This window comes from Lewinella sp. LCG006 (genome assembly GCF_040784935.1).
GTDB lineage: Bacteria > Bacteroidota > Bacteroidia > Chitinophagales > Saprospiraceae > Lewinella.
Genome location: NZ_CP160680.1, coordinates 4,285,375 through 4,307,164, shown reverse-complemented (window position 1 = coordinate 4,307,164; position 21,790 = coordinate 4,285,375). Strand labels below are relative to the sequence as shown.

Genomic DNA, 21,790 nt, shown 5'->3' with positions numbered 1-21,790 from the left:
CGGAATTATCTATCTAGTGGTTTTCCATGAGAAGCACTACCAACCCATCCGCACGGCTTCGCGGACGACGCCGGCCGTATTTCTGACGCCCATTTTCTGGATAATATTCATCCGATGGGTTTCTGCCGTACAGGGGCTGATGTACAACTGTTGGGCAATCTCTTTGGTGGTGTACTCTTCTACAATTAAGTCAAGTACTTCTTTTTCCCGTCGGGTGAGTGCTAAATTTTCGCTACCTAAACCCATCGTCTGGCTCGCCCAATACTGACTTAAAACGGGATCAAGGTAAGTCTGCCCACTGGCAACAGCCTGGATTGCCTGTCGAACATCCGCTGCACAAATACTCGATAATAGATAAGCACTTATCCCTATTCGGAAACAAGCTTTAATGTGTTTCACATCTGTCGCATCGTGCAGTACAATAAGACGAGCTAAAGGATAATTTTTAACTAAATTTTTCAGACAAGTAAAGCGACCATCTTTCTCCTCCTTTAATTGAACAAAGAGCAAGAAGTCTGTCGAACAATTCGGGCAGAATTCCTCCTTTCCCAGTAAAAAACTTCGCTGAAAATTGAAAGAAGTATCGCTCAAAACACTTTCCAGGCCAAGGAGAACCAAGGGGCTTTTTCCCAAAAGATAGATAGGAGTAGACATGGTATAATAGTTTTAGGGTGCACGGGTATACCGATCAAAAAGTGTTTTAGGTGATTGCCCAAAAACTTCTATCGGGATGCATTACGGCTATACGATTATTATTACCCGCCGAACACAATTCGTTACAGAGGAATAATAATTTTCGACATTACCAAAAATCAAAAACAGACCTTTCTTGGGTTAGTGCATACAGAAGCGTAGGGGGAAGAATGCTTCAGAAGGGTTACTCAATGCAGTAGTATACGCAAAAAGTAGTTGGTTTAATAAAAACATTAGAAAAGAGATAAATATTATTTAATCTAGGAACTATTCCTGTAAAAGTAGACCTTTGCCCATTGATTCGTACTTAGATACCAACTACTGCAAACACAAAACGGGTTTACCTTATCGGCGACCAACCTCCCCCATGAACAAACTCCTCCAACTCTTCCGCGCCGCACTCCGCGGTGACGAATACGATTACACCTCAGGTTCGATAAAAAAAGCCATTGTCATGCTCAGTATCCCGATGGTGCTGGAGATGGCCATGGAGTCGCTTTTTGCATTAGTAGATGCTTACTTTGTCGCCAAGGTGAGCCCGGATGCCGTAGCTACGGTAGGCCTGACAGAGTCGGTCATTACTTTGGTTTATGCCATTGCCATTGGGATAAGTACCGCACCGGTGGCGATGATTTCCCGCTATGTGGGACAAAAAGACCATGCCAGTGCATCGCGCGTAGCCAAGCAAGCCATTTTCCTGGCCATAGGTGTGAGCCTGATACTGGGCATACCTGGCGTTATCTATGCCGAGGATATTTTGCGAATGATGGGAGGGAGTGAAACGCTGATCGCTTCGGGTAAAAATTACACCCGACTACTTTTTGGCAGCAATGCGGTGATTATGCTCCTCTTTTTATTGAATGGTATTTTCCGCGGGGCAGGAGATGCGGCTTACGCCATGCGCGCGCTCTGGATAGCCAATGGTATCAATATCATTCTCGACCCTATTTTCATCCACGGTTTCGGGCCCATTCCGGCCATGGGCGTTACGGGGGCAGCGGTAGCCACTACTGTCGGGCGCGGCCTGGGCGTGGCGTTCCAGCTTTACATTCTTTTCGGTGGTCGCGGCACTATTCAATTACGCAGCGGCGGCTGGCAGCTCGACGGGGCCATCCTCAAACGGCTCGGAAGAATTGCTTCTTCAGGAGCAATGCAATACCTGATCGCTTCCGCCAGCTGGATTTTCTTGATGCGGATCATCGCCAAATTTGGTAGCGAAGCTGTGGCTGGCTACACCATTGCTATCCGCCTCATTATTTTCACCTTGTTGCCAGCCTGGGGCCTGTCCAATGCAGCAGCAACGCTAGTAGGACAAAATCTAGGAGCAAAAGAACCTGATCGAGCCATACGCTCCGTAAAACTAGCGGCGCTGATGGCTGGTGCTTTTTTGGGGCTTATTTCTATTGGGTACCTCTTGTTCGCGCCTCACCTCATTGTGTTTTTCGACGATACTCCTGCCGTCGTTGCAGCAGGCACTACTGCTTTGAAGATCTTTGCGCTGGGCTACACCCTTTATGGTTTTGGTATGATCTTGACGCAAGCCTTCAATGGCGCCGGAGACACCCGCACGCCGATGCTCATCAATATCATTTCTTTCTGGATCGTTGAAATCCCGCTTGGTTATTACCTGGGCCTCTATTTGGGGTACGGCGTAGCGGGCGTGACCTGGTCGATCATTATTGCAGAGATGGTACTTACGGCTCTGGCGTTTATTCTATTTCGCCAGGGGAAGTGGTTGGAGACGGAGGTTTAGGAGTGGTTAGATGGTTTGTTTGTTCGATGGTCTCTCTACAAAATACCCCGCCGCTTAGCCTCCCAAAAGCACCTGGCGGTCGCATTGATATCAGCTGCTGCATTGTGCGCTTCTTCAAAACCGGTGCCGAAAAGCTTGTAGTGCAATTCGCTTAACTTCGGCCACTTATAACCATAGGGGCCGCGCAGTGCTACATAATCGGTGGTCCCTAACATCGTACAAACCTGGCGCTTGGTGGGGATGGTATTTTTCATACCACTTCTTAAAAATTCGGCACCTACAATCTTTTCATCAAACGATATATTGTGTGCGACCAGGTAATTTGCTTGTGCTACCTGGGCGTGAAATTCATCCAACACCGACTGTAATTCCTCTCCTTCCGCGAGCGCTCTTGCCGTTGATATTCCATGAATAGCGGAGGCGGAGGAAGGGATGCTAAATCCTACTGGCTTAACGATATGATCATTGCGTTCTATCTCTTCTCCTTTGTCATTGTATAATATCCAGGCAATTTGCACCAATCTGGGCCAATTGTTGAGGTTAGTGACGGGTGCTTTCCAGTTTTTGGGTAAGCCGTTGGTTTCGGTATCAAAAAAGAGGTACATGGATCTTGCTAATCTTGTTATCCGAATAATTGCTCAAAAACAATTTTCTTTCCCTGGATGGTCGTCGTGAATAGTTTTGACTTTTGTTCTACGCGCTCTACCTGATAGTGACCATCAACCGGTTCTAGAAAAATCTCAACTTGTTCGTCGACCAGATTAATGATCCAGTATTCAGGGATACCTGCTTCTGCATAGAGTGCCTTTTTCACTGAGCGATCAAAGGAGAGGGAAGAATCGGCTACTTCGATGAGTAGCAACACATCTCCTGGCACAGGATGATTTTCTCCGTAACGATGATGTTCAAACCTAGCGACCAGCACATCAGGTTCCGGTTCTGATTTTTCACCGATACTTAAAGGATTCTGAGCTCTCACGATAGCTTTTCCACTGAAATGCAGTATTAATGCTTCTGTAACAATATCAACAATGCGAGCGTGCTTACTATTTATAGGACTCATATCTATAATATCACCATTAATTAATTCTACCTGCCGGTCTTTCTCCAATAGTCCGTGCTCCGCCATTTTGTAATAGCTATCAACCGTGAATTTCATGCGTTGGGGAGCTAGTGATGTCATATCTATCCTGTTTTTCTTTTAAAAATACGGTTTTCTCCCTTATAAAACAATTCCTCTACCCGCCAAGTTCCAACTGGTTACTGATCAATTCCAGGTACCGGCCTTTCCTGGCCACCAGCTCGTCGTGGGTGCCCTCTTCCACGATTTGTCCGGCTTCGAGGACGACTATTTTATCGGCATTGCGTACGGTGCTCAAACGGTGAGCGACCACTACGACGGTGCGCCCTGCGAAAAAATGGGCCAGGTTATCGACGATGACTTTTTCGTTTTCAGCATCCAGTGCGTTGGTGGCTTCGTCGAAAAATAGAAAGGAAGGATTTTTGTAAATGGCTCGGGCAATCAGCAATCGTTGGCGCTGCCCCTGGCTGACGCCATTGCCTTGTGGGCCTATTTTGGTCTGTAATTGCTGAGGTAATTCCTGCACAAATGCTTCCAGATTGGCCAATTTGATGGCCTTTCGCAGTTGTTCTATTTCTATGGCACTGCTGCTTTCCGCGATGTTATTGGCGATGGTATCAGAAAACAGGAAACCATCCTGAAGAACAGCTCCACAAGCTCGGCGCCAAGCACTGATGGCGTACCCTTGCAAATTGTAGTCGCCCAGTTGAATGCGACCTTGCTGGGGCAAATAGAAGCCAAGGAGGAGCTTAATCAGCGTCGTTTTTCCACTTCCACTTGCGCCCACAATGGCGGTCACTTTGCCGTGTGGTATCCTTAGATCAATCCCTTTGAGGACATCGCCAGAAAGGGGGCTGTAGGCAAAACTCAGGTTTTCCAACACCAGATCAGCCGCCTCAGGTAGCTCCTCCATGCGCTGCTCGCCTTCCTTTTCTTCGGCTTCCATTTGCTGTAGCTCGCCTAAGCGTTCCAGACTTAGTTTGGCATCTTGTGCCGTTCGCAGAAAACCCACCAGCCGTTGCAAGGGCACATTGAGTTGCCCGACGATGTACTGTATGGCCAGCATGGCTCCCAGCGTCAGGTGCCCCGCAATAACGGCGCGTGCCGCAATCACAATGATGATGATGTCCTTGAGTTGGCTGATAAACTGTGCCCCCGTATCCTGCGTTTGGGTAAGGCTCAAAAAACGGGTATTCGTACGAAAAAGCTGGTTTTGGATTTTGACCCAACCCATCCGCCGTTTGTGCTCACTTTGTTGCAGCTTTATTTCTGGCATGCCCTGGATCAACTCTATCAAGGTATTCTGGTTGGCCGTCATTTCGCGAAAGCGTTGATGATCGATCAGCGCACGTCGTTTCAGGAAAACTAATATCCAAACAACATAAAGTACAGCAGCAATAAAAAAGACCACAAAGATGCCCGTATGGTACCACCACAATACGCCCCCCAGAATAAACAGACTCGTAAAAGAAAACAGGGCGGAGAGGGAAGTATTGGTCAAAAATGACTCTATACGTCGTTGGTCATAGATACGCTGTAAAAAATCTCCGGTTGACTTTTGATCGAAGTACCGAATTGGCAATCGCATCACCCGCCTTAAAAACTGTGCGACCAAACTGACATTGATCCGTGTACCCACGTGCAGCAAAATCCATCCTTGTAAAAGGGTGATCGTCACTTCTCCAATAAACAAAAGCACCATCCCGATCAACATCAAAAAGATGAAATCGAGGTCTTGGTTATTGATACCAATATCTACAATAGCCTGGGTCAGAAACGGAAAGAGCAACTGTAAAACGCTCAGCCCTAATAAACCGATCAGCAGCTGTATCACCAACCGGCGATAGGGTCTGACAAACTGTAACAAATAACGAAACCCAAGAGGGCCACTGATTTCGGCTTGCCCCTCCTGCTCGTAAAAAGCAGGTGTAGGCGTGAGCAGCAGCACAATGCCTTCCTCCTCCCCCACTGAGCACCAGCCGCGAATAAATTCCTGGTGCCTCATTTTTTTGATACCTGCCTCCCGTGGATCAGCCACCCATACGTAGCGGCTGGTGATTCGGAATACGACCACAAAATGATTCTGCTCCCAATGGGCGATTAAAGGCAATTCCAGGTCTTGAAAACTGGCTTCATCCTCACCTGACTCCCAAGGAAGTCGAAAAGCGTGTGTCTCCAGGCCAATGGCTTCCGCAGCTTTTACGATTCCTAAAAGACTTACGCCGTCTCTTTCGATATAGGAGTGCTCTCGTAAAAACGGAAGAGGGTATTCGCGCCCATGATAAGCTGCGACCATACGCAAACAGGTAGGACCACAATCCATGCTATCAAGCTGCCGGTAAAATGGAAAGCGCTTAAACATAAATAATTCAAGATAATGGGCACCTTATTTTTATGCGCTCACTTTACAAGATAAGTATTCCTCTTTAATTCCAAGAATCTCGTATCAAAATAACGCTGTCGGCACAAACGAATCAATTATTCTTTAACTTTGATGTCTATAGTCCATCAAGTTAGGACAATAAAATAAAAAGGTGACCCAAAACCCAAACATCGTCCAATTAGTCTGCAGTTTGTTTCCCGTATTTTCTTCTACCAACTTCAAGTTCTTTATACCATGAAACATCTGATCTACAGCTTATTAATAGCCATCTCATTTGGCTGGACGTTCGAACTTTCTGCTCAAAACGAAAGACCGGCCTACTGTGACCAGCTTCCTGTGACTTATAGCAAGGGTGGTGCTGCCAACAGTCGCCCCTCCTTACCAAAGTTCAGTACCACCCCTACGCTTGAATACAAAGTGCAAGTGGCCATATTACGCAATACGGACCCCCGAGAATATCCTTTCCACGAAGACCTCATTGCTCGCTATCGGCCCTGCGAAGAAGTATGGGTCATAGAATCCAGGGAGAGCTTTACCAGTCGTTCGCAAGCGATACAATTACAGAACAAGCTTAGAAACCTGGGCTACAATGGTGCCTATTTAATAGAAATGGTGGGCTACAAATAACAGCTCAAAGCCAACGCCTTAACTTTAACTTTTTTATCCCAGACAAAACCCCGACCTTGCAGAAGTATTTCCCTTAACAGGAAAATTGGTTTCGCGACACAACAATTCAACTTCTACTTACTCATGAAAAAGCTTCTGGCCTTCGGCCTGTTGGGCTTAGCGTTTTGCACGCTCAATGCTCAAGAAGATTACACCTCCTATTTTACGGGAAACCTCATGGATGCGGTCACAAACCCAATGGGTGGTGTTTGCTTGATGGGAGGGGCTACCGAAAACGATAACGCCATGCGTTGGTTTCTCCAGCGAGCTGACGGTGGTGATGTACTCGTCATTCGTGCATCGGGTGGCGATGGTTACAACGATTATTTTTTCAACACGCTGGGTGTGTCCATTAATTCTGTAGAAAGTATTGTTTTCAACAATGCCCAGGCCGCTACCGATCCTTACGTATTGGACCGTATAGCCAAAGCAGAGGCCATTTGGATCGCAGGGGGGGATCAATACAATTACGTCTCCTATTGGAGAAATACTGCTGTTGCAGACTTGATCAACACGGCTATCGCACAACGAAATATCACCATAGGTGGCACCAGTGCGGGGATGGCCATCCTGGGCGGAGCGTACTTTACAGCTCAAAACGGCACCGTTACCAGTGCCACTGCGCTGGCTAATCCTTACGACAGTAAAGTGGCTATCAGCAACCAAGACTTTATTCGTGTTCCTTACCTCAATCAGGTCATTACTGATACCCATTACGACAATCCCGACCGCCAGGGGCGACACACCGTTTTTCTGGCACGGGCTATCGTAGACTACAACACTCCTTACTACGGGATTGCTTGTGATGAATATACTGCCATTTGTGTGGATGAAAACGGGATGGCTAGTATCTATGGCACCTACCCTGATTTTGACGACAATGCCTACTTTATAGCCCCCAACTGTGAGGTGATGAACAACCTGCCCGAGAATTGCGTAAACGGCCAACCTTTGAGCTGGAACCAAAGCGGGCAAGCCCTCAAAGTTTACGCCGTAAAAGGTACCCCTACCGGCTTGTACAGTTTTGATCTCAACAATTGGACAGAAGGTATAGGCGGTAATTGGCAAGACTGGTCGGCAACCGCTGGCTCATTTGACGCCACGGAGGCCGACGCTCCAGGATGTACCCCGGTGAGTACTTCTTCTCCTGATGCAAATCTGAGCTTTGAAGTATTTCCTAATCCTAATAATGGTAACGTACGCATTCGGCTCCACAAGTACACTTCTACTGCAGGAACTATTCGGCTTTTAGATGGAGCTGGGAAATTCTTGCGATCTTGGCCCGTTATCGGCACCACGGATAACCTCGACTTATCGGCCCTTAGCTCAGGCATTTATTTGTTGGAGTACGTTAATGGCGAAGAACGGGCTATTCGACAAATTGTAGTGAGGTAGTTCACCTACTACCCCCGTCCCGCCGTATACCACAACGCCACCACCGTCTTCTGCAACTCTGCTTGTGTTTTCAGCAGCTTGAGTTGTGCTTCCAAGAGCTTTTGCTGGCGCGAATTCAGTAAGAAGACGGAGCTTTCTCCGATTTCAAACTTTGCCGTTTCGGCAGCCAGCAGACTTTGGTAATTTTGCACCACCGTCAGTGACAATTGTAGCTGTTGTTGGCGAGTTTCCCACTCCTGCCAGTAGGCAGTTAGTTTCGTCGTGAGATCTTGCTGTTTTTGCTGGAGTTTCCAATCCGTTTGGGCAATCTTGATATCCGTCAGGGCCACTCCCGCACGTTCCTTACGCAACAGCAGTGGTTGACTAAAGGTGAAGCCCCACTTGTAATTATCATTGACCAGACTGCTGATCCCGTCAGTATCTTCTGGGTTAAAATCAAACTGGTTGGCCAGGAAGTTGTAATTAAATGTTAGTTCTGGTTTAAACTGTTCTTGTTTCCAGCGTCTTTCTATGGCCAACTGTTCTTTTTGGTAGCGGTAAACCGTGAGACTAGGGTGCTCAGCAATGGCTTGTTCCAATTCACCATAGTCTGGTGCAGTAGGAGGAGCTTGTGGTGATTCCGGCACCCAATCCTTGTTCCATACTTCTGGCCGTCCGGCATCTTCCCACAAAAGGGCCCGCATTTTGGCAATCGTATGGTTAAGCTGTAACTCTTTTTCCTGTACTTCCAACTCCCAGCTTTGCCATTGTAAATAAGCTTCCAGCGTATCAATAGCGGGATAATCACCGGCCCGAAAGCTTTCGCGGATTCCCCCAAGTCGTTCAAAACTATAATCCCTTGCAGAAATGGCCACTTCTCTAGAATAATAGGCGTATGACCAATCCCAATAGGACTTATTGGCTGCGAAAAAAAGTTCATTACGAAGTTCATCCGCGACTGCCTGGTAGCGATCTTGGCCGATTTGAGCCTGCCGCCAGGCTGAGCGCGAGGCATCAAAAAAGAGGCCTTGCAAAAGCGGAACCTCAAGCCCAACAATTGCCTGTCCGCCCTGGGGAATGGTTCGGTCGGGGTTGAGATATTCACCGTTGGGGTCTGTCCAATCGTATTCCGCCTTGAGGGCAATCCCCCAAGCAGTGGGGATTTTCACCCCTCCCTGGCCGTAACGGTAATAATTCTTTCCGCCAAAGACCTTCTCCTCTTGGGAAGCATACAGCTTGGGGTCAAAGCTACCACGGGCATACAACAACTCTTGTGCAGCTTGCTCTTGCAAAAGTGCTGCCTGTCGGGCAACGGGATGATTGATTTTCACTTGCTGCCAGAACAAATCAGCACTCAAAATTTCCTGCTGTGCCATAAGAGAACTTCCTCCAATGACCAGTAACAAGCATAAAATCCTACAACGCAATGTTATCATTCCCCTCCGTTATTTTAAAGATTTAATAGGTGCTTTCGTCCCCTTCTCTTCTTCCCTTTTTTTCTCCACCCCATAATAATCGGGCGGAAAACCATTCAACTGCCGCCATAGCTCATACCAGACCTGAACGTGCCCCAGCAAGGCAATACCTTGAACGCCAGATCCCGGGCGTAGTGCTTCTGGCCAGGGGCGATCATCTGGATTAGGGGCGATCAGTAGACGGTAGCGGCCATTTTTGTCAATATTGTTATCAATGGCTACAATACGACCAGAATAGGTTCCGACCGAAAGATCGGGCCAGCCCGAAAACACAATGGCTGGCCAACCGTCGAAAACAAAGCGAACCTCTGCATTTTGGCGCACCAGCGGAAGATCCATTGGGCGGACGTGCATTTCTACGGCAAGATCAAAATTCGCGGGCATGATCGTAACGATAGGGTCTCCCTCCTTGACGGTTTCTCCAATACCAGGCTTCACCACCTGCGTGATGTAACAATCCTGAGGAGCGATGATGTAATAGAACTGGGCACGCTGCTCATAATTTTCCGCCTGGATTTGCATCTTATTCAACTCTCCCTCCGCACTATAACGATCGGATAAAGTACTGAAACGGTCGGATTGCGCTTTGGCTATTTTGTTGTTGTACTCATTGATGATGTTGCGCAATGCCAAGCGGGTAACCTCCAATTCTTGCCGATTTTCCGCTACTTTGTTTTCAGCAGCAATGGCTTTGGCCTGGCTTTCTTGCATCTTTTGTTGCTTGTCTTCCAGATCCGTTCTGGATTTGATGCCTTGCTGAAAAAGCGTATCCGTACGTGCCAATTGTCGTTGGGCGATAGTATACGCTACCCTCGCCTGCTCCAGATCCGCCTCCTGACTTTGTAGCTTTAATTCGACCTGCTTTACTTTGGCTTCCAGTTGCTCTCTTTTCAGTACCAATTCGGCACGCATTGCTGCTATCTGTTCGGCCAGCGCGCCAGCCTTTTGCTCGTAAGTGACGATGGCGCCTTCTTTAGCCCGCACCTGATTGGTCGTACGGCCTACCAGTTCGGGATCAAAATAGTCGACTTTGATTTCCGAAAGGTGAACAATCGTATCTCCTTTCTTCACCAATTGCCCTTCCCGTACAAACCACTGATCAATCCTTCCGGGAATGGTCGCCTGAATGGTTTGTGGGCGGTCACCGGGATCGAGGGTTGTCATTTTTCCTTTCGCCTGAATATTTTGTTGCCACGGCAAGAACAATAGAACAACAAAAATGACCAAAAGAGCCAACAACCAATTGCGCATCATCCGATTGCCTGTAGGCAAAGGGTTACGCTCCAGGCAAGTCCAATTGCCTTCTGGTAAACGCTGGCTAACGGAATTCTGAGGTGATATATTTAGCATAATTTATTTTTTTTCCTTCCATTTTGGCTGGATAGCCTGGCCGTTGGGAGTACTCATTTGAAAGATGCGCTCAAAGTGGGGATTATCTCGGAGGCTTTCGTAGTTTCCATCGGCGATGATCTGCCCTTTTTCCATCAAGATAATCCTTTCGCAGCGGGCGGCTAGTAATGGGTCATTGGAAACTGCCACCAAAGTCCAAGGCTGACTACGATCCGTCAGCATATCCGACATCCGTTCGCGTTCCTTAGGTTGGAGGCGATTGAGGAATTCTTCCAGCGCCAGCAAACGTGGCTGGGAAACTACACTACGCGCTAATAATATTTTGGTCCGCACACTTTGCGGCAGATTTCGGCCGCCGGGTAGCAATACGGTATCGTAGCCTTTGGGTAAACTCTTGACGTAATCTTCCAAGCCTACTTGCCGGATTGCCCATACGATTTGTTGAAAGTCAATATCTTCATGACCAAGACAGATGTTCTCCCAAAGGGTACCCTGAAAAACATCTTCCTGGCTACCATGGTCACCAATGTAGCTGCGTAAACTCCGCAAATTGAAGTTAAACATGGGCGCATTGTTATAACTAATGGTGCCTTTATAATTCAACATCAATCCCGAGATCACCTGGATCAGGGTAGATTTCCCAGAGCCATTGTAGCCCGCAACACAAACTTTTTCTCCTGATTTCACCTTGAAGTTCAAGTCGCACAACGTAGGCTGATCACTGTCGCTGAATTGAAAACTGAGGTTCTGCACCTCCAATTCCATGCCTTTACCCGTGTCTACTCTTTCAAAACTCATCCCTTCGTCAGGTTCAAGAGGAATATCGGTAAAGTAGCCCATCTTTTCTAAACCCGTTAGCAAGTCATAAACATCGGCCAGGGTGAGGATAACTTTTTCCACCGAACCCAGAATCAATAATACCACAATTTCGGCCGCTACAAATTGTCCGATCGTAATTTGGTTATCAATCACTAACATTCCGCCCAGCGCTAAGAGTACAGCCGTCACTAAGGTTTTGAATATGACAATGTACCCATACTGATTGACAAGCACCCGAAAGTGATTGCCACGAGCTGTGAGATAACCATCTACGAGGCTATTGGTCTTGCTGAGCGACAGACGTGCACCACTGGCCAGCTTGAAGGTAACCATTGTTCGAGCTACCTCCTGTAACCAATGCGCTACCTGGTATTTATACTTACTCTCGATAAGGCTGGTATCCAGTCCTTTGGGGCCTGTCCAACGGAGTAACACGAACAAGATAGCCAGTACACTGATCCCAAAAAACACGAAAAAAGGGTGGTAGAAAGAGATAAGCAGCAAACCAAAAATAATTTGCACGATACCCGTTGAAAAATCCATTAAAATCTTGGGTAAACCTTTTTGTACCGTAAGGGTATCAAAAAAGCGATTCACCAACTCCGGTGGATAGTCTTGTTGGAGGGCATCCATCCGCAAATTGGGAATACGGAGGGCAAACTCAAATGCCGATCTGGAAAATACCCTCCGTTGTAGAGTCTCCGCAACGGTAATCTGCATAATTTTCAGCACCCCCGAAAACAATGTACCTAAAGTCACCACTGCAATCAGGATGACCAGAGAAGAGGAAACATCACCTCCCTGTACCAAACCGATGACCGCTTGTACCCCTAATGGTAAGGTGAGGGTGAGCAGACCACCAAAAATGGCATAGAGATAAATGTAGAAAACATCCTTCTTGTCGGGTTCCAACAATTTAAAAAAACGCTTTAATGAACTCAACTGAGACATAGAATAACAAGGATTATTAACCTCTTCAAGAGGTTATCTTTTGTAATACGGTACTAATAACAACCGTCCCCCAGAAAAGGTGCATAAAAAATACTTATCAAAATAATTAAATAGTTTTATTTGCAATAATGATAGCTTTACTATTATATTTACATAAGAATACAACTCATTAGATCATCAACCTATGACAACTAGCACCTTTGGTCAGCTCTTTCAGGAACATACCCCAAATCTACAAGCATTTGCCCTTCAACTGACCCGTGATAAAAACGATGCAGAGGATTTATACCAGGATACGGTCTACAAAGCCATGCGCTATCGCCATCTTTACCAACCCAAGACCAACCTTCAAGCATGGATGATGACCATCATGCGCAATACCTTTATTAATGAATGGCGTAAACGCAAGCGCAAGCAGCAAATCGCCGATCTACAAATTCCTGGCGTAACCTTTTCGCAAACAAGCGCAACCCATAACGCTGGAGAAAGTAAAGTGACCATGCAGGAGTTGATGAAAACAATGGATCAACTGGAAGAAGGATTGAGTAAGCCCTTTTTAATGGCCTTTCGCGGGTACAAATACGAAGAAATTGCAGCCGAGATGGAGCTCCCCTTAGGCACCATCAAAAGCAGAATTCACCAGGCACGTAAATTACTGAAGAACAGTATCAGACGGCAGTATCAAAGCAGCAATCTGAAGGAGTTATTGAGCTAAGCAAAATTAGTAAAAGTGCAGATACAATGCACCGTCCCCCAATACTTCAACCTACAACCAGCCTGCTAGTATTTCTAGCAGGCATTTTTTTACTTTCTCCATAGTTATGTATAAAAATAAACTAAGATAACTATTAGAAATACTAATGAACTTTTCATTTCAAATAGCTAAACTATTATATTTGCTATTCTCTGGCCTAGAAAGGCGGGAGCATTTGTCAAAAAAAGAAAGCTAAATAGCATATTTATGGAATCACAGCCCAAAGGATTTTTCTCAGAACTAAAATCGGATTTCCCCGCCGGATTAGTAGTTTTTCTTGTTGCCGTACCTCTTTGTCTAGGGATTGCCCTGGCCTCGGGAGCACCTCTCTTTTCGGGCGTTATTTCAGGAATCGTTGGTGGTACCGTTGTAGCACTACTCTCTGGTTCACCGTTGGGTGTTAGCGGCCCTGCTGCTGGATTGGCGGTGATTGTCCTTACAGCCATCCAGGCACTAGGTTATGAGCCTTTCTTGTTGGCAGTAGTTATCGCTGGAGTATTTCAGCTATTACTAGGCTTTGCGAAGGCTGGTGTAATCGGTTACTTTTTTCCATCATCCGTGATCAAAGGCATGCTTACAGGGATTGGTTTAATTATCATCCTGAAGCAGATTCCTCACGCCTTCGGCTACGATAGTGATCCGGAAGGTGATTATGCTTTTCAACAAATTAATGGGGAGAACACCTTTACCGCACTCGAGCACATGCTGAGCGCCATTACCCCCGGAGCCTTATTGATCAGTATTCTGTCCTTAGCTGTTTTGATCTTGTGGCAACAACCTTTCATCAAGCGATTAAAGTTCACGACGATCGTTCAAGGGCCTTTGGTGGTCGTTGCCATGGGAATTATTATCCAGCAGATACTCATCAATACCTCCTGGAACCTGGATCCAGAGCACCTCGTCACCTTACCCGTAGCCAATGACTGGAGCGAGTTCCTTGGCCTCTTTACGCTTCCTGATTTTAGTCAATGGAACAATCCAGCGATCTGGATTACGGCCATTACCATTGCGATTGTAGCCAGCCTTGAGACCTTGTTGAGCGTAGAGGCTACCGACAAACTCGACCCCTATAAGCGACTTACGCCCACCAACCAAGAACTAAAAGCACAAGGCGTTGGTAATCTCTTAAGTGGATTGATCGGAGGTATCCCTGTTACCCAGGTAATTGTTCGTAGTTCGGCAAATATCCAATCCGGGGGAAAAACGAAAGCAGCAGCCTTTATTCACGGGCTGATGTTGCTGGTGAGTGTATTGGCGATACCCAAACTGCTCAACATGATCCCTCTGGCGAGCTTGGCAGCGGTGCTTATTGTGGTAGGTTTTAAACTTGCGAAGCCTTCCTTGTTCAAGGAAATGTACAAACTGGGGCAAAAGCAATTTATACCATTCATGGTTACTATTATTGCGATTCTATTCACCGACTTATTGGTAGGAATTGGTATCGGAATGGTCATAGCCATCTTTTATATCCTGCTTAATAATTATAAGGCACCTTATTTTGTGGAAGATAAACGTAAAGATGATGGCATTATCCACTTGGAGTTGGCCGAGGACGTATCGTTTTTAAACAAAGCCAGTATCCTCCTAAGTCTTAAAAAGCTTCCAGCCAATAGCAAGGTACTTATTGACGCTTCAAATACGCTCCATATTGATTATGATATTAAAGAAATCATCATGGAGTACAAAGCCAATGCGGCTTATAAAAACATTGACTTAAGTTTCATCGGTTTGGATGCAGAAACGATGGATTTGCAACCATCGGCCAAACAAGACAAAGCAGGAGCACGTATTCCTGGACCACCAGTAACATTTGACTAAAAGTTACCTTCGCAATTACCAAATTTTAGACAACGCCAAATCATGCTACATGCTGATTTGGCGTTGTATTTTCTATCTTTTCTCTAAGCACAGCTACTAATTCTTCCAGATCAGGTAGCTCTCGCTGAAACAAAACCTCCTCGCCGATAACAAGTGCAGGGATTCCAGTGAGGTCATAACGGATAAACTGCTCAAGATCACTGACGACCTGTATATTGAAGTCGATCTCCAATTGTTCCAATGCCTCACTAACCAGCTTGCGCCAGGCCACCAGGTTTTTAGATTCCGTGATACCGAACAGTTGAATCGCTATCATAAAAAAAAATTTAACGCTATACAAAACGACGTAGTTTGACGGAAATACCGAGGGTATGCCCATGGCATAAACCTCTTTTCTCCGTCCCTGAACGAATTTGTATAGCGAAGACCAACGCCAAAGGAAGTGACAATGAATGAATTCATCATCAACTTCCCATGACATCTAAATTACTAGCGGTTATAATCCTCCAGCTTTATTTCTTCCTCTGCGAGTGCACAGATGACATCGTAAGTAGTGATAATCCCAACCAGTTCACCATTCTCTTCAACGGGTAATGCGTGAATACGGTTGGTTTTAAAGACTTCCAACGCTGTTCTAATCGGGTCACTAACCTCTACTTTAGCCAGCTTTTTTGTCATAATATCTTCTGCTTTCCACGCTCTCAAGCGCACACTCTCCAGAAGAGAATCTTGTTCATTGCGGGTGAAACCGCGCAGAAAATGATTGAAGTCAGCAGAACTGATAATGCCCACAATTTTTTTGTAGCGTACTACAGGAATGTGGTGGATGCTGTGCTCGTCGAAGTGAGTTTTTACTGCTTCCAAATTATCATCTGGGTTAACAGTTATCAAACGAGTGCTCATTAGCGTAGAAACCGGTGCAATGATATTCATAACAGAAAAATTTGATCTTGGAAATTAGTTATTGTAACGCAGCTTGGTACTTTCTCTTTCAAGGAGGCCACCTCGCTTTTGATTACATCTGCAAGATCGTCCTATTGGGCAGGTTTAAGTGATGACATTTGTCACCCACTTTTATGATTTTCAATGGCAACCACCTTTTCAATTCTCACCTACTTTGTATTTGAAAGGGAAGATAAAACGTCCGTATCCTTTTCGATGGAGAAAGATCAATCACATTTTTTGCAATGGTTGAGGGAAAATCCTCAGTCATTGCTTACCTTTCAAAAATGGAGAGAATGAAGGCATTGACTGCCGAAGCCAAAAGACTGGAAGCCATCATTAATACGGCTACTGATGGCATCATCACAATTGACGAAAAAGGAATCATTGAGACCATCAATCCTGCTGCCGCTAAGCTTTTTGCTTACGAGCCCAGCCAGATAATGGGCAAAAAGATCAACGTCTTAATGCCTGCTCCTTACCGCGCAGAGCACGATGGTTACATGCACAATTATCATCGTACAGGAAAAGCAAAGATCATTGGTATAGGAAGAGAAGTAGAAGGCCTGCGTAGTGACGGTACCGTCTTCCCATTCCGCTTGGCGGTAAGTGAAATGAATATCGACGGAGAACGGATGTACACTGGTGTCGTACATGACCTCAGTGATATTAAAGCAGCTGAACAACGTATTATGGAACTCAACCGGGCGCTGGAAGAAAAAGTAGTACAACGTACCGAAGATTTGGCCAACGCCGTAGATCAGTTGCTGGGTACAAACCAACTGCTCAAACAAGAAATCGAAGAAAGACAAGCCGTAGAGCATCAGCTCAGAGAACAGGAGCAGGAACTCCAACAGGCCCTTGCCAAGGAGAAAGAGTTGAATGCCTTGAAAAGCCGCTTTGTCAGCATGGCCTCCCATGAATTCCGGACCCCACTGAGCACCATTCTCAGCTCAGCGGAACTGGTAGAGATGTACCAAAATACCGAGCAACACCCCAAACGGCTTCGCCATATCGACCGCATTAAAGCAGCGGTGGGCAATCTCAATGATATTCTTAATGACTTTCTATCGCTGAGCAGGTTGGAAGAAGGAAAGCAAGAAGCACAAATAGAAACGCTGAACCTAGCTGGCTTTCTTCGCGAGATGGAAGACGAGGTCAACCTATTACTAAAAAAAGGGCAGAAATTGAATTTCCCTACCCTTGTAGAGGATTGGACTATCCATACCGACCCAAAACTTTTACGCAACATTTTGCTCAACCTGCTTTCTAATGCCAGTAAGTATTCTTCTGAAGAACAAACCATTCACCTGAAGGTGGAAAAAGCCGAATCAGCGATTATCTTTGCCATCAAGGATGAAGGCATGGGTATTCCTAAAGAAGATCAAAAACATCTTTTTACCCGATTTTTCCGCGCCCACAATGTAGAGAACATCAAAGGCACCGGATTAGGACTCCACATTGTAGAACGTTACCTGGACTTATTGGGAGGCCAAATTGAATTTACGAGTGAAATGGGTCAAGGCTCTGTTTTCCGTATTTCTTTACCTCTTTAACGCCAACTTTCATTCATCTTAAACCTGTACAAATGAAGCGAATTCTCATTATTGAAGATAATGCCGAGGTTAGAGAAAATCTATCTGAAATACTTAGTCTTTACGGCTATAGTGTGGAGGAAGCGGTCAATGGCAAAGAGGGCGTAGAAAAAGCACTGGCAGCACCACCAGACCTCATCTTATGTGATGTGATGATGCCAGAGCTTGATGGCTATGGCGTATTAAAAATCCTGAGTCAAAAAGAGAGTACCCTTGGTGTTCCTTTCATTTTCTTAACCGCAAAGACGGAAAAAGAAGACTTACGCAGAGGGATGAACCTGGGTGCCGATGATTACCTGATGAAGCCCATTTACAAAGATGAGCTCCTCGAAGTTGTTCAACAACGCTTGGCTAAGCACGAACGTTTGCAACGCCAGTTTAGCCAAACCTCCAGTAATTTTACCGCCTTCATTGATGAAGCGCGTGGCCACGCTGAACTAAAGAAACTATCTACTGACCACCGCCTACGCAGCTACAGCCGCAAGGAAAAAGTATTTACAGAAGGCGATTACCCCCGCTATTTGTATTTGGTTGAGCAGGGAAAAATCAAACTGTACAAAACCAATGATTTTGGCAAAGAGTACATCATCAACTACTGCCAGGAGGGCGATTTTCTGGGGTACACTCCACTGATTAGCGGCCAGGATGCTTATACTTTTACGGCTGCCGCTATGGAAGACAGTGAACTCAGGCTCGTACCGAGAGAGGATTTTGAAAAGCTACTCTCCGCCAACCCCAACGTCACCTCCCGCATGATAAAAATGCTGGCCAACAATGTGGCTGACAAGGAAGAACAACTCATGCAGCTGGCCTACGACTCCATCCGTAAACGGGTTGCCGACACCCTCGTTGCCATCGCAGAGAAAGAAGATACCCTAGAATTTGACATTCTCCGTGAAGACCTCGCCAAAATGATAGGCACCGCCAAAGAAAGTGTTATTCGTACCCTGACGGATTTCCGCGAAAGCGGCTACATACAAATCGTTGACGGCCGAATTCATATTCTGGACATCAATAAACTGGGCGGAATTTTGGGTTAGACCACTCTAAATACTCAAGAGGTACATCTCCAGCTTATCACTGGTTTCCAGGGCTAACTTTTTCCGCAAACGGTAGCGGGCTTTCTTGACTGCATCGTCAGATATATTCAGTATATGGGCAATTTCTTTAGACCCTAAATTCATCCTGAGAAGCGTTGCCAAACGGAGGTCATTTTGGGTAAGCCCGGCGTGTCGCTCACCAAGAAGTTGCAAAAACGTAGGATTCATCTCCGTAAACTGCCGCGCAAACTGCTCCCAATTATCATCAATCTGGAGTTCAAATCGCAGTTTGCTACTTAATTCATGCAGCGAAGGAGTGTTTTTGGGAACCGACGGTAACTGGTCCAAAGCTGATTTTAAATCATTGAGGATTTCATTTTTTTGGGCAATGTGCAATGCCTGCGCCGTGAGTTCCCGATTTTTAAAGTGGACTTCGAGTTGTAGTCGATCATTTTCGGCAGCTTGGAGTTGTACTCGTGTTTGCTGCTGCTCTGTACGGATTCGCTGCCTGTTGACGAAAGCATAAGCCGTCACGCCCAATAGCAATAAAGCAGCAAGTAAGGCGAAGTTGCGTGTTTGGAGTGCTTTATTTTTTTCGCTTAACAACTGGTTTTCTTGTTGCTGACGGTCGATCTCAGCCTCTCGCTTTTCGGCAGCAAATGCTTGCTCTAAAGCAGCTATTTCTTTTTGTTTTTCTATCCCCAGCAAGCTATCATTCCACTGAATGTAATCTTCGTAGGCGAATTTACTCTCTTGGTATGCTCCCACCTGATAGGCCGTTTCTGCCAAGTTATGCAAGGTTTTCACCCGCAAGCTATTCAGGCCCAATTCCTGGGATATTCTATCCGCCTGCTGAGCATACCGGTATGCCTTAGCATCATTTCCGGTAAGGGTATAGACTTCGGACAAGAAGACATAGACATTTGCTCTTAGGCCCTCATCCCCAATGGTCGCATTAAGTGCATCAGCTTTTTCCAGTGCTGCAATGGCTTGAGGATATTGGCCCAACTGCTTGTACAAGTTCCCATAGTGTTGTTGAACGTAGGCCGTTGCTAGCGGATGACGCCCTTCTACAATAGCCGCGGCCTCTGGTAAGTATTTTTGCACACTGTCCGTAAGCCCAACATCGAGATAGTCGGAGCACAAATCAACCAAGGCAATGGCGTAACGCAGTTCTTCTCCCTCTTCTTTGTAGATCATCGCTGCTTCCTGGGTAAGCTGGCGAGATTTACTGCGCTCGTTCAGATCAGCATACGCAACGGCCATGTCTAATTTCACTACCGCCAACCCTTTTTGATCGTTCAATTTCGCATACCCTTTTTCAGCAATCAGCAGGTATTCCAGGGCCTTACGGTAAGTCCCCAATTCTATTTGGGCCGCCCCCAGGTAAGCGTAAGCATGAGCAATATGATCCTCTTCTCCACACACCTGCGCCAGGCGTAGGGCTTCTTCTGCACGTTGAAGTGTGAGTTGAGGATCTCCAGTAAATAATGCCTGTCGGGTAAGTAAAAACTGACTTTGTACTTGTTCACAAGGTAAGCCTGATGCTGTATTTTGCGTATGCGCAAGTAATAAGAACGCCTCGGTAGCAGCGTCCCAATAACCTGCTTCCTCGCGTATTTTGGCAAAATCGATAGAAAGGCGGGCAGCAAATGTATCGGGACTTACCACTTGTAGTAAACGAATAATATCGGCTTGCATCGCCTCGCACTCATTGACCTGCTCGTTTAAGCAGTCTGCAAACTTTTTTTTGTATTGCTCCAATGTATTGGCAGCCTCCTCTACCTGACACTTCAGGCCAAAGCTCCAGGTCACACCAATAAATATCAAAATCAACCTTATCTTCATCAAAATCACGGGTTTTCGAGTGTGCTAACCTTTGAACCGCTCAAATGCGTTACCATTAAACTTAAAAACGCCCGCAAATCGTGTCCCAACCCAGAGTTCTCCCTGATGATCTTTATAGATAACGAAGCCCCACGCATCTGTTTCTCCGTCTTTAAGAGGGTAATGATGAATTTCTTTGCCGTCATTATGCCAGGCTCCATCACCGTTTACCATCCACATATCCCCTTGGTCATCTTCTACCATTGACATAAAATAAAGGAACGCTTCCTCTCCATTTTCCATGGGATACCCAAATCCTTCCCCTTTAAGGTAGTTGAGGTAATTAGTGCCATTAACGGTTGAAACGGTAGGTAATATTTCAAACCAATTTTGCGAGCTGCAAAACCAAAAATGCCCATTTTTATCTTCGAGAATAGAGCGTATTCCGAAATCGCCGCCACCAGGTGTTAAGGTGATTTGCTCCTCATATAGCCAACTTAGCGAGGTACCATCATAACGACAAACCCCCAGTGAAGCGGTACCAAACCATACAGCACCTTTTTTGTCGTGGTAAATAAAATAAATACCAGAGGGGCTGTAACTGACATTGGGATAAGTAGCATAAAAGGTGTCAACCCTTCCGTGTTTTGGAAACGCCATGTGTCGTAAGGAGGTTCCGTCATAGTGATAGGGGCCATTTTCATCCCAACCCATTCTGAACCATAAATCCTCGGAAGGCATGGTCCACTGATTACCCGACAGGGTATCATCAACAATGGGTAGGGTGGTAAATTTTCTTCCATCAAATTTACTCACGCCTTCTGGTGTATCGAAGTAAACGTTGCCGAACTGGTCGTCTTGTATCCCCAGAATAGCATTGCTGCACAGTCCATCTTTCTCTCTAAATAGCACCAGGTTTTTACCGTCGTATTTATAAGCACCCCCATCTCCACCAGCAAACCAGTGATTGCCCTGCTTGTCTTGAAAAATAACCATCATTCCCTTGTCCAACATTTCCGACAGCGTATCACCAACTGCTCGGTTATCGTCCTTTTTATACCCTTTCTTTTCTGCTGAGTGTTGGCTATTGCAGGATGTCAATAGCGCGAATACCGTAAAAATGGCTAGTAGATTGGGCAGAAAAAAAGCGTAATTGCCTTTTGTGGAAATCCCTGAAATTGAAAAATCTCTGTTTAGTGCCGAAGGCGCCAGATAGCTTTTCATCGTCATTTTTTTAAATGACTAAAGCTAAGCTACAAACGCAATACA

At 46.0% G+C, this 21,790-nt stretch carries 18 protein-coding genes; 7 read left to right on the top strand and 11 right to left on the bottom strand.

The genetic code is table 11. The features are described from left to right. Nucleotides 1–36 precede the first annotated feature (36 nt). The gene (locus AB0L18_RS15540) at nucleotides 37–654 is read right to left on the bottom strand and encodes a LuxR C-terminal-related transcriptional regulator (RefSeq protein WP_367388220.1); all 618 of its coding nucleotides are present in this window, start codon (nucleotides 652–654) and stop codon (nucleotides 37–39) included. Nucleotides 655–1,060: 406 nt separating this feature from the next. Between AB0L18_RS15540 and AB0L18_RS15535 the strand changes: the two genes are divergently transcribed. Next, a complete protein-coding gene (locus AB0L18_RS15535; RefSeq protein WP_367388219.1) occupies nucleotides 1,061–2,446 on the top strand; it encodes an MATE family efflux transporter in 1,386 nt (461 codons plus the stop codon). 35 nt (nucleotides 2,447–2,481) lie between these two features. Here AB0L18_RS15535 and AB0L18_RS15530 read toward each other — a convergent pair whose 3' ends face one another. Genes AB0L18_RS15530 through AB0L18_RS15520 form a run of 3 tightly spaced genes read right to left on the bottom strand, consistent with a single transcriptional unit; the run spans nucleotide 2,482 to nucleotide 5,889 of the window. Continuing rightward, entirely contained in the window at nucleotides 2,482–3,051 is a 570-nt protein-coding gene (locus AB0L18_RS15530) for a 3'-5' exonuclease (protein WP_367388218.1), read from the bottom strand. A 17-nt stretch (nucleotides 3,052–3,068) separates the two neighbouring features. Then, nucleotides 3,069–3,629: a Uma2 family endonuclease gene (locus AB0L18_RS15525; protein ID WP_367388217.1), complete on the bottom strand. Its 561-nt coding sequence runs from the start codon at nucleotides 3,627–3,629 to the stop codon at nucleotides 3,069–3,071. A 55-nt stretch (nucleotides 3,630–3,684) separates the two neighbouring features. Continuing rightward, nucleotides 3,685–5,889, bottom strand: a complete 2,205-nt coding sequence (locus AB0L18_RS15520; protein ID WP_367388216.1) for a peptidase domain-containing ABC transporter — start codon at nucleotides 5,887–5,889, stop codon at nucleotides 3,685–3,687. 255 nt (nucleotides 5,890–6,144) lie between these two features. Between AB0L18_RS15520 and AB0L18_RS15515 the strand changes: the two genes are divergently transcribed. Continuing rightward, nucleotides 6,145–6,537 carry a hypothetical protein gene (locus tag AB0L18_RS15515; RefSeq protein WP_367388215.1) on the top strand — a complete coding sequence of 131 codons (393 nt, stop codon included), beginning with the start codon at nucleotides 6,145–6,147 and terminating at the stop codon, nucleotides 6,535–6,537. Nucleotides 6,538–6,660: 123 nt separating this feature from the next. After that, nucleotides 6,661–7,971: a T9SS type A sorting domain-containing protein gene (locus AB0L18_RS15510; protein WP_367388214.1), complete on the top strand. Its 1,311-nt coding sequence runs from the start codon at nucleotides 6,661–6,663 to the stop codon at nucleotides 7,969–7,971. Between the two features lie 8 nt (nucleotides 7,972–7,979). On the opposite strand, the gene AB0L18_RS15505 is transcribed toward AB0L18_RS15510, so the two are convergent. The 3 genes from AB0L18_RS15505 to AB0L18_RS15495 are packed head-to-tail and all read right to left on the bottom strand — an operon-like array spanning nucleotide 7,980 to nucleotide 12,545. Then, nucleotides 7,980–9,386 carry a TolC family protein gene (locus tag AB0L18_RS15505; RefSeq protein ID WP_367388213.1) on the bottom strand — a complete coding sequence of 469 codons (1,407 nt, stop codon included), beginning with the start codon at nucleotides 9,384–9,386 and terminating at the stop codon, nucleotides 7,980–7,982. Between the two features lie 9 nt (nucleotides 9,387–9,395). Beyond that, nucleotides 9,396–10,775: an HlyD family secretion protein gene (locus AB0L18_RS15500; protein WP_367388212.1), complete on the bottom strand. Its 1,380-nt coding sequence runs from the start codon at nucleotides 10,773–10,775 to the stop codon at nucleotides 9,396–9,398. A gap of 3 nt (nucleotides 10,776–10,778) precedes the next feature. Further along, nucleotides 10,779–12,545 (bottom strand): peptidase domain-containing ABC transporter, encoded by a 1,767-nt coding sequence (locus tag AB0L18_RS15495; protein WP_367388211.1) that lies wholly within the window; start codon nucleotides 12,543–12,545, stop codon nucleotides 10,779–10,781. 184 nt (nucleotides 12,546–12,729) lie between these two features. Here AB0L18_RS15495 and AB0L18_RS15490 point away from each other — a divergent pair, with 184 nt between their 5' ends. Both AB0L18_RS15490 and AB0L18_RS15485 read left to right on the top strand, forming a co-directional pair. Beyond that, on the top strand, nucleotides 12,730–13,260 hold the full coding sequence (locus AB0L18_RS15490) for an RNA polymerase sigma factor (protein WP_367388210.1): 531 nt from the start codon (nucleotides 12,730–12,732) through the stop codon (nucleotides 13,258–13,260). 246 nt (nucleotides 13,261–13,506) lie between these two features. Next, on the top strand, nucleotides 13,507–15,117 hold the full coding sequence (locus AB0L18_RS15485) for a SulP family inorganic anion transporter (RefSeq protein WP_367388209.1): 1,611 nt from the start codon (nucleotides 13,507–13,509) through the stop codon (nucleotides 15,115–15,117). 40 nt (nucleotides 15,118–15,157) lie between these two features. Here AB0L18_RS15485 and AB0L18_RS15480 read toward each other — a convergent pair whose 3' ends face one another. Continuing rightward, the gene (locus AB0L18_RS15480) at nucleotides 15,158–15,433 is read right to left on the bottom strand and encodes a thioredoxin family protein (RefSeq protein ID WP_367388208.1); all 276 of its coding nucleotides are present in this window, start codon (nucleotides 15,431–15,433) and stop codon (nucleotides 15,158–15,160) included. A gap of 173 nt (nucleotides 15,434–15,606) precedes the next feature. Beyond that, the gene (locus tag AB0L18_RS15475) at nucleotides 15,607–16,050 is read right to left on the bottom strand and encodes a CBS domain-containing protein (protein WP_367388207.1); all 444 of its coding nucleotides are present in this window, start codon (nucleotides 16,048–16,050) and stop codon (nucleotides 15,607–15,609) included. 305 nt (nucleotides 16,051–16,355) lie between these two features. Between AB0L18_RS15475 and AB0L18_RS15470 the strand changes: the two genes are divergently transcribed. Together AB0L18_RS15470 and AB0L18_RS15465 are read left to right on the top strand one after the other, a co-directional pair. Then, a complete protein-coding gene (locus tag AB0L18_RS15470; RefSeq protein ID WP_367388206.1) occupies nucleotides 16,356–17,615 on the top strand; it encodes an ATP-binding protein in 1,260 nt (419 codons plus the stop codon). 32 nt (nucleotides 17,616–17,647) lie between these two features. Beyond that, nucleotides 17,648–18,694 carry a response regulator gene (locus AB0L18_RS15465; protein ID WP_367388205.1) on the top strand — a complete coding sequence of 349 codons (1,047 nt, stop codon included), beginning with the start codon at nucleotides 17,648–17,650 and terminating at the stop codon, nucleotides 18,692–18,694. A 6-nt stretch (nucleotides 18,695–18,700) separates the two neighbouring features. On the opposite strand, the gene AB0L18_RS15460 is transcribed toward AB0L18_RS15465, so the two are convergent. Next, nucleotides 18,701–20,542 (bottom strand): hypothetical protein, encoded by a 1,842-nt coding sequence (locus tag AB0L18_RS15460; protein WP_367388204.1) that lies wholly within the window; start codon nucleotides 20,540–20,542, stop codon nucleotides 18,701–18,703. 24 nt (nucleotides 20,543–20,566) lie between these two features. Further along, nucleotides 20,567–21,745: a hypothetical protein gene (locus AB0L18_RS15455; RefSeq protein ID WP_367388203.1), complete on the bottom strand. Its 1,179-nt coding sequence runs from the start codon at nucleotides 21,743–21,745 to the stop codon at nucleotides 20,567–20,569. Nucleotides 21,746–21,790 lie beyond the last annotated feature (45 nt).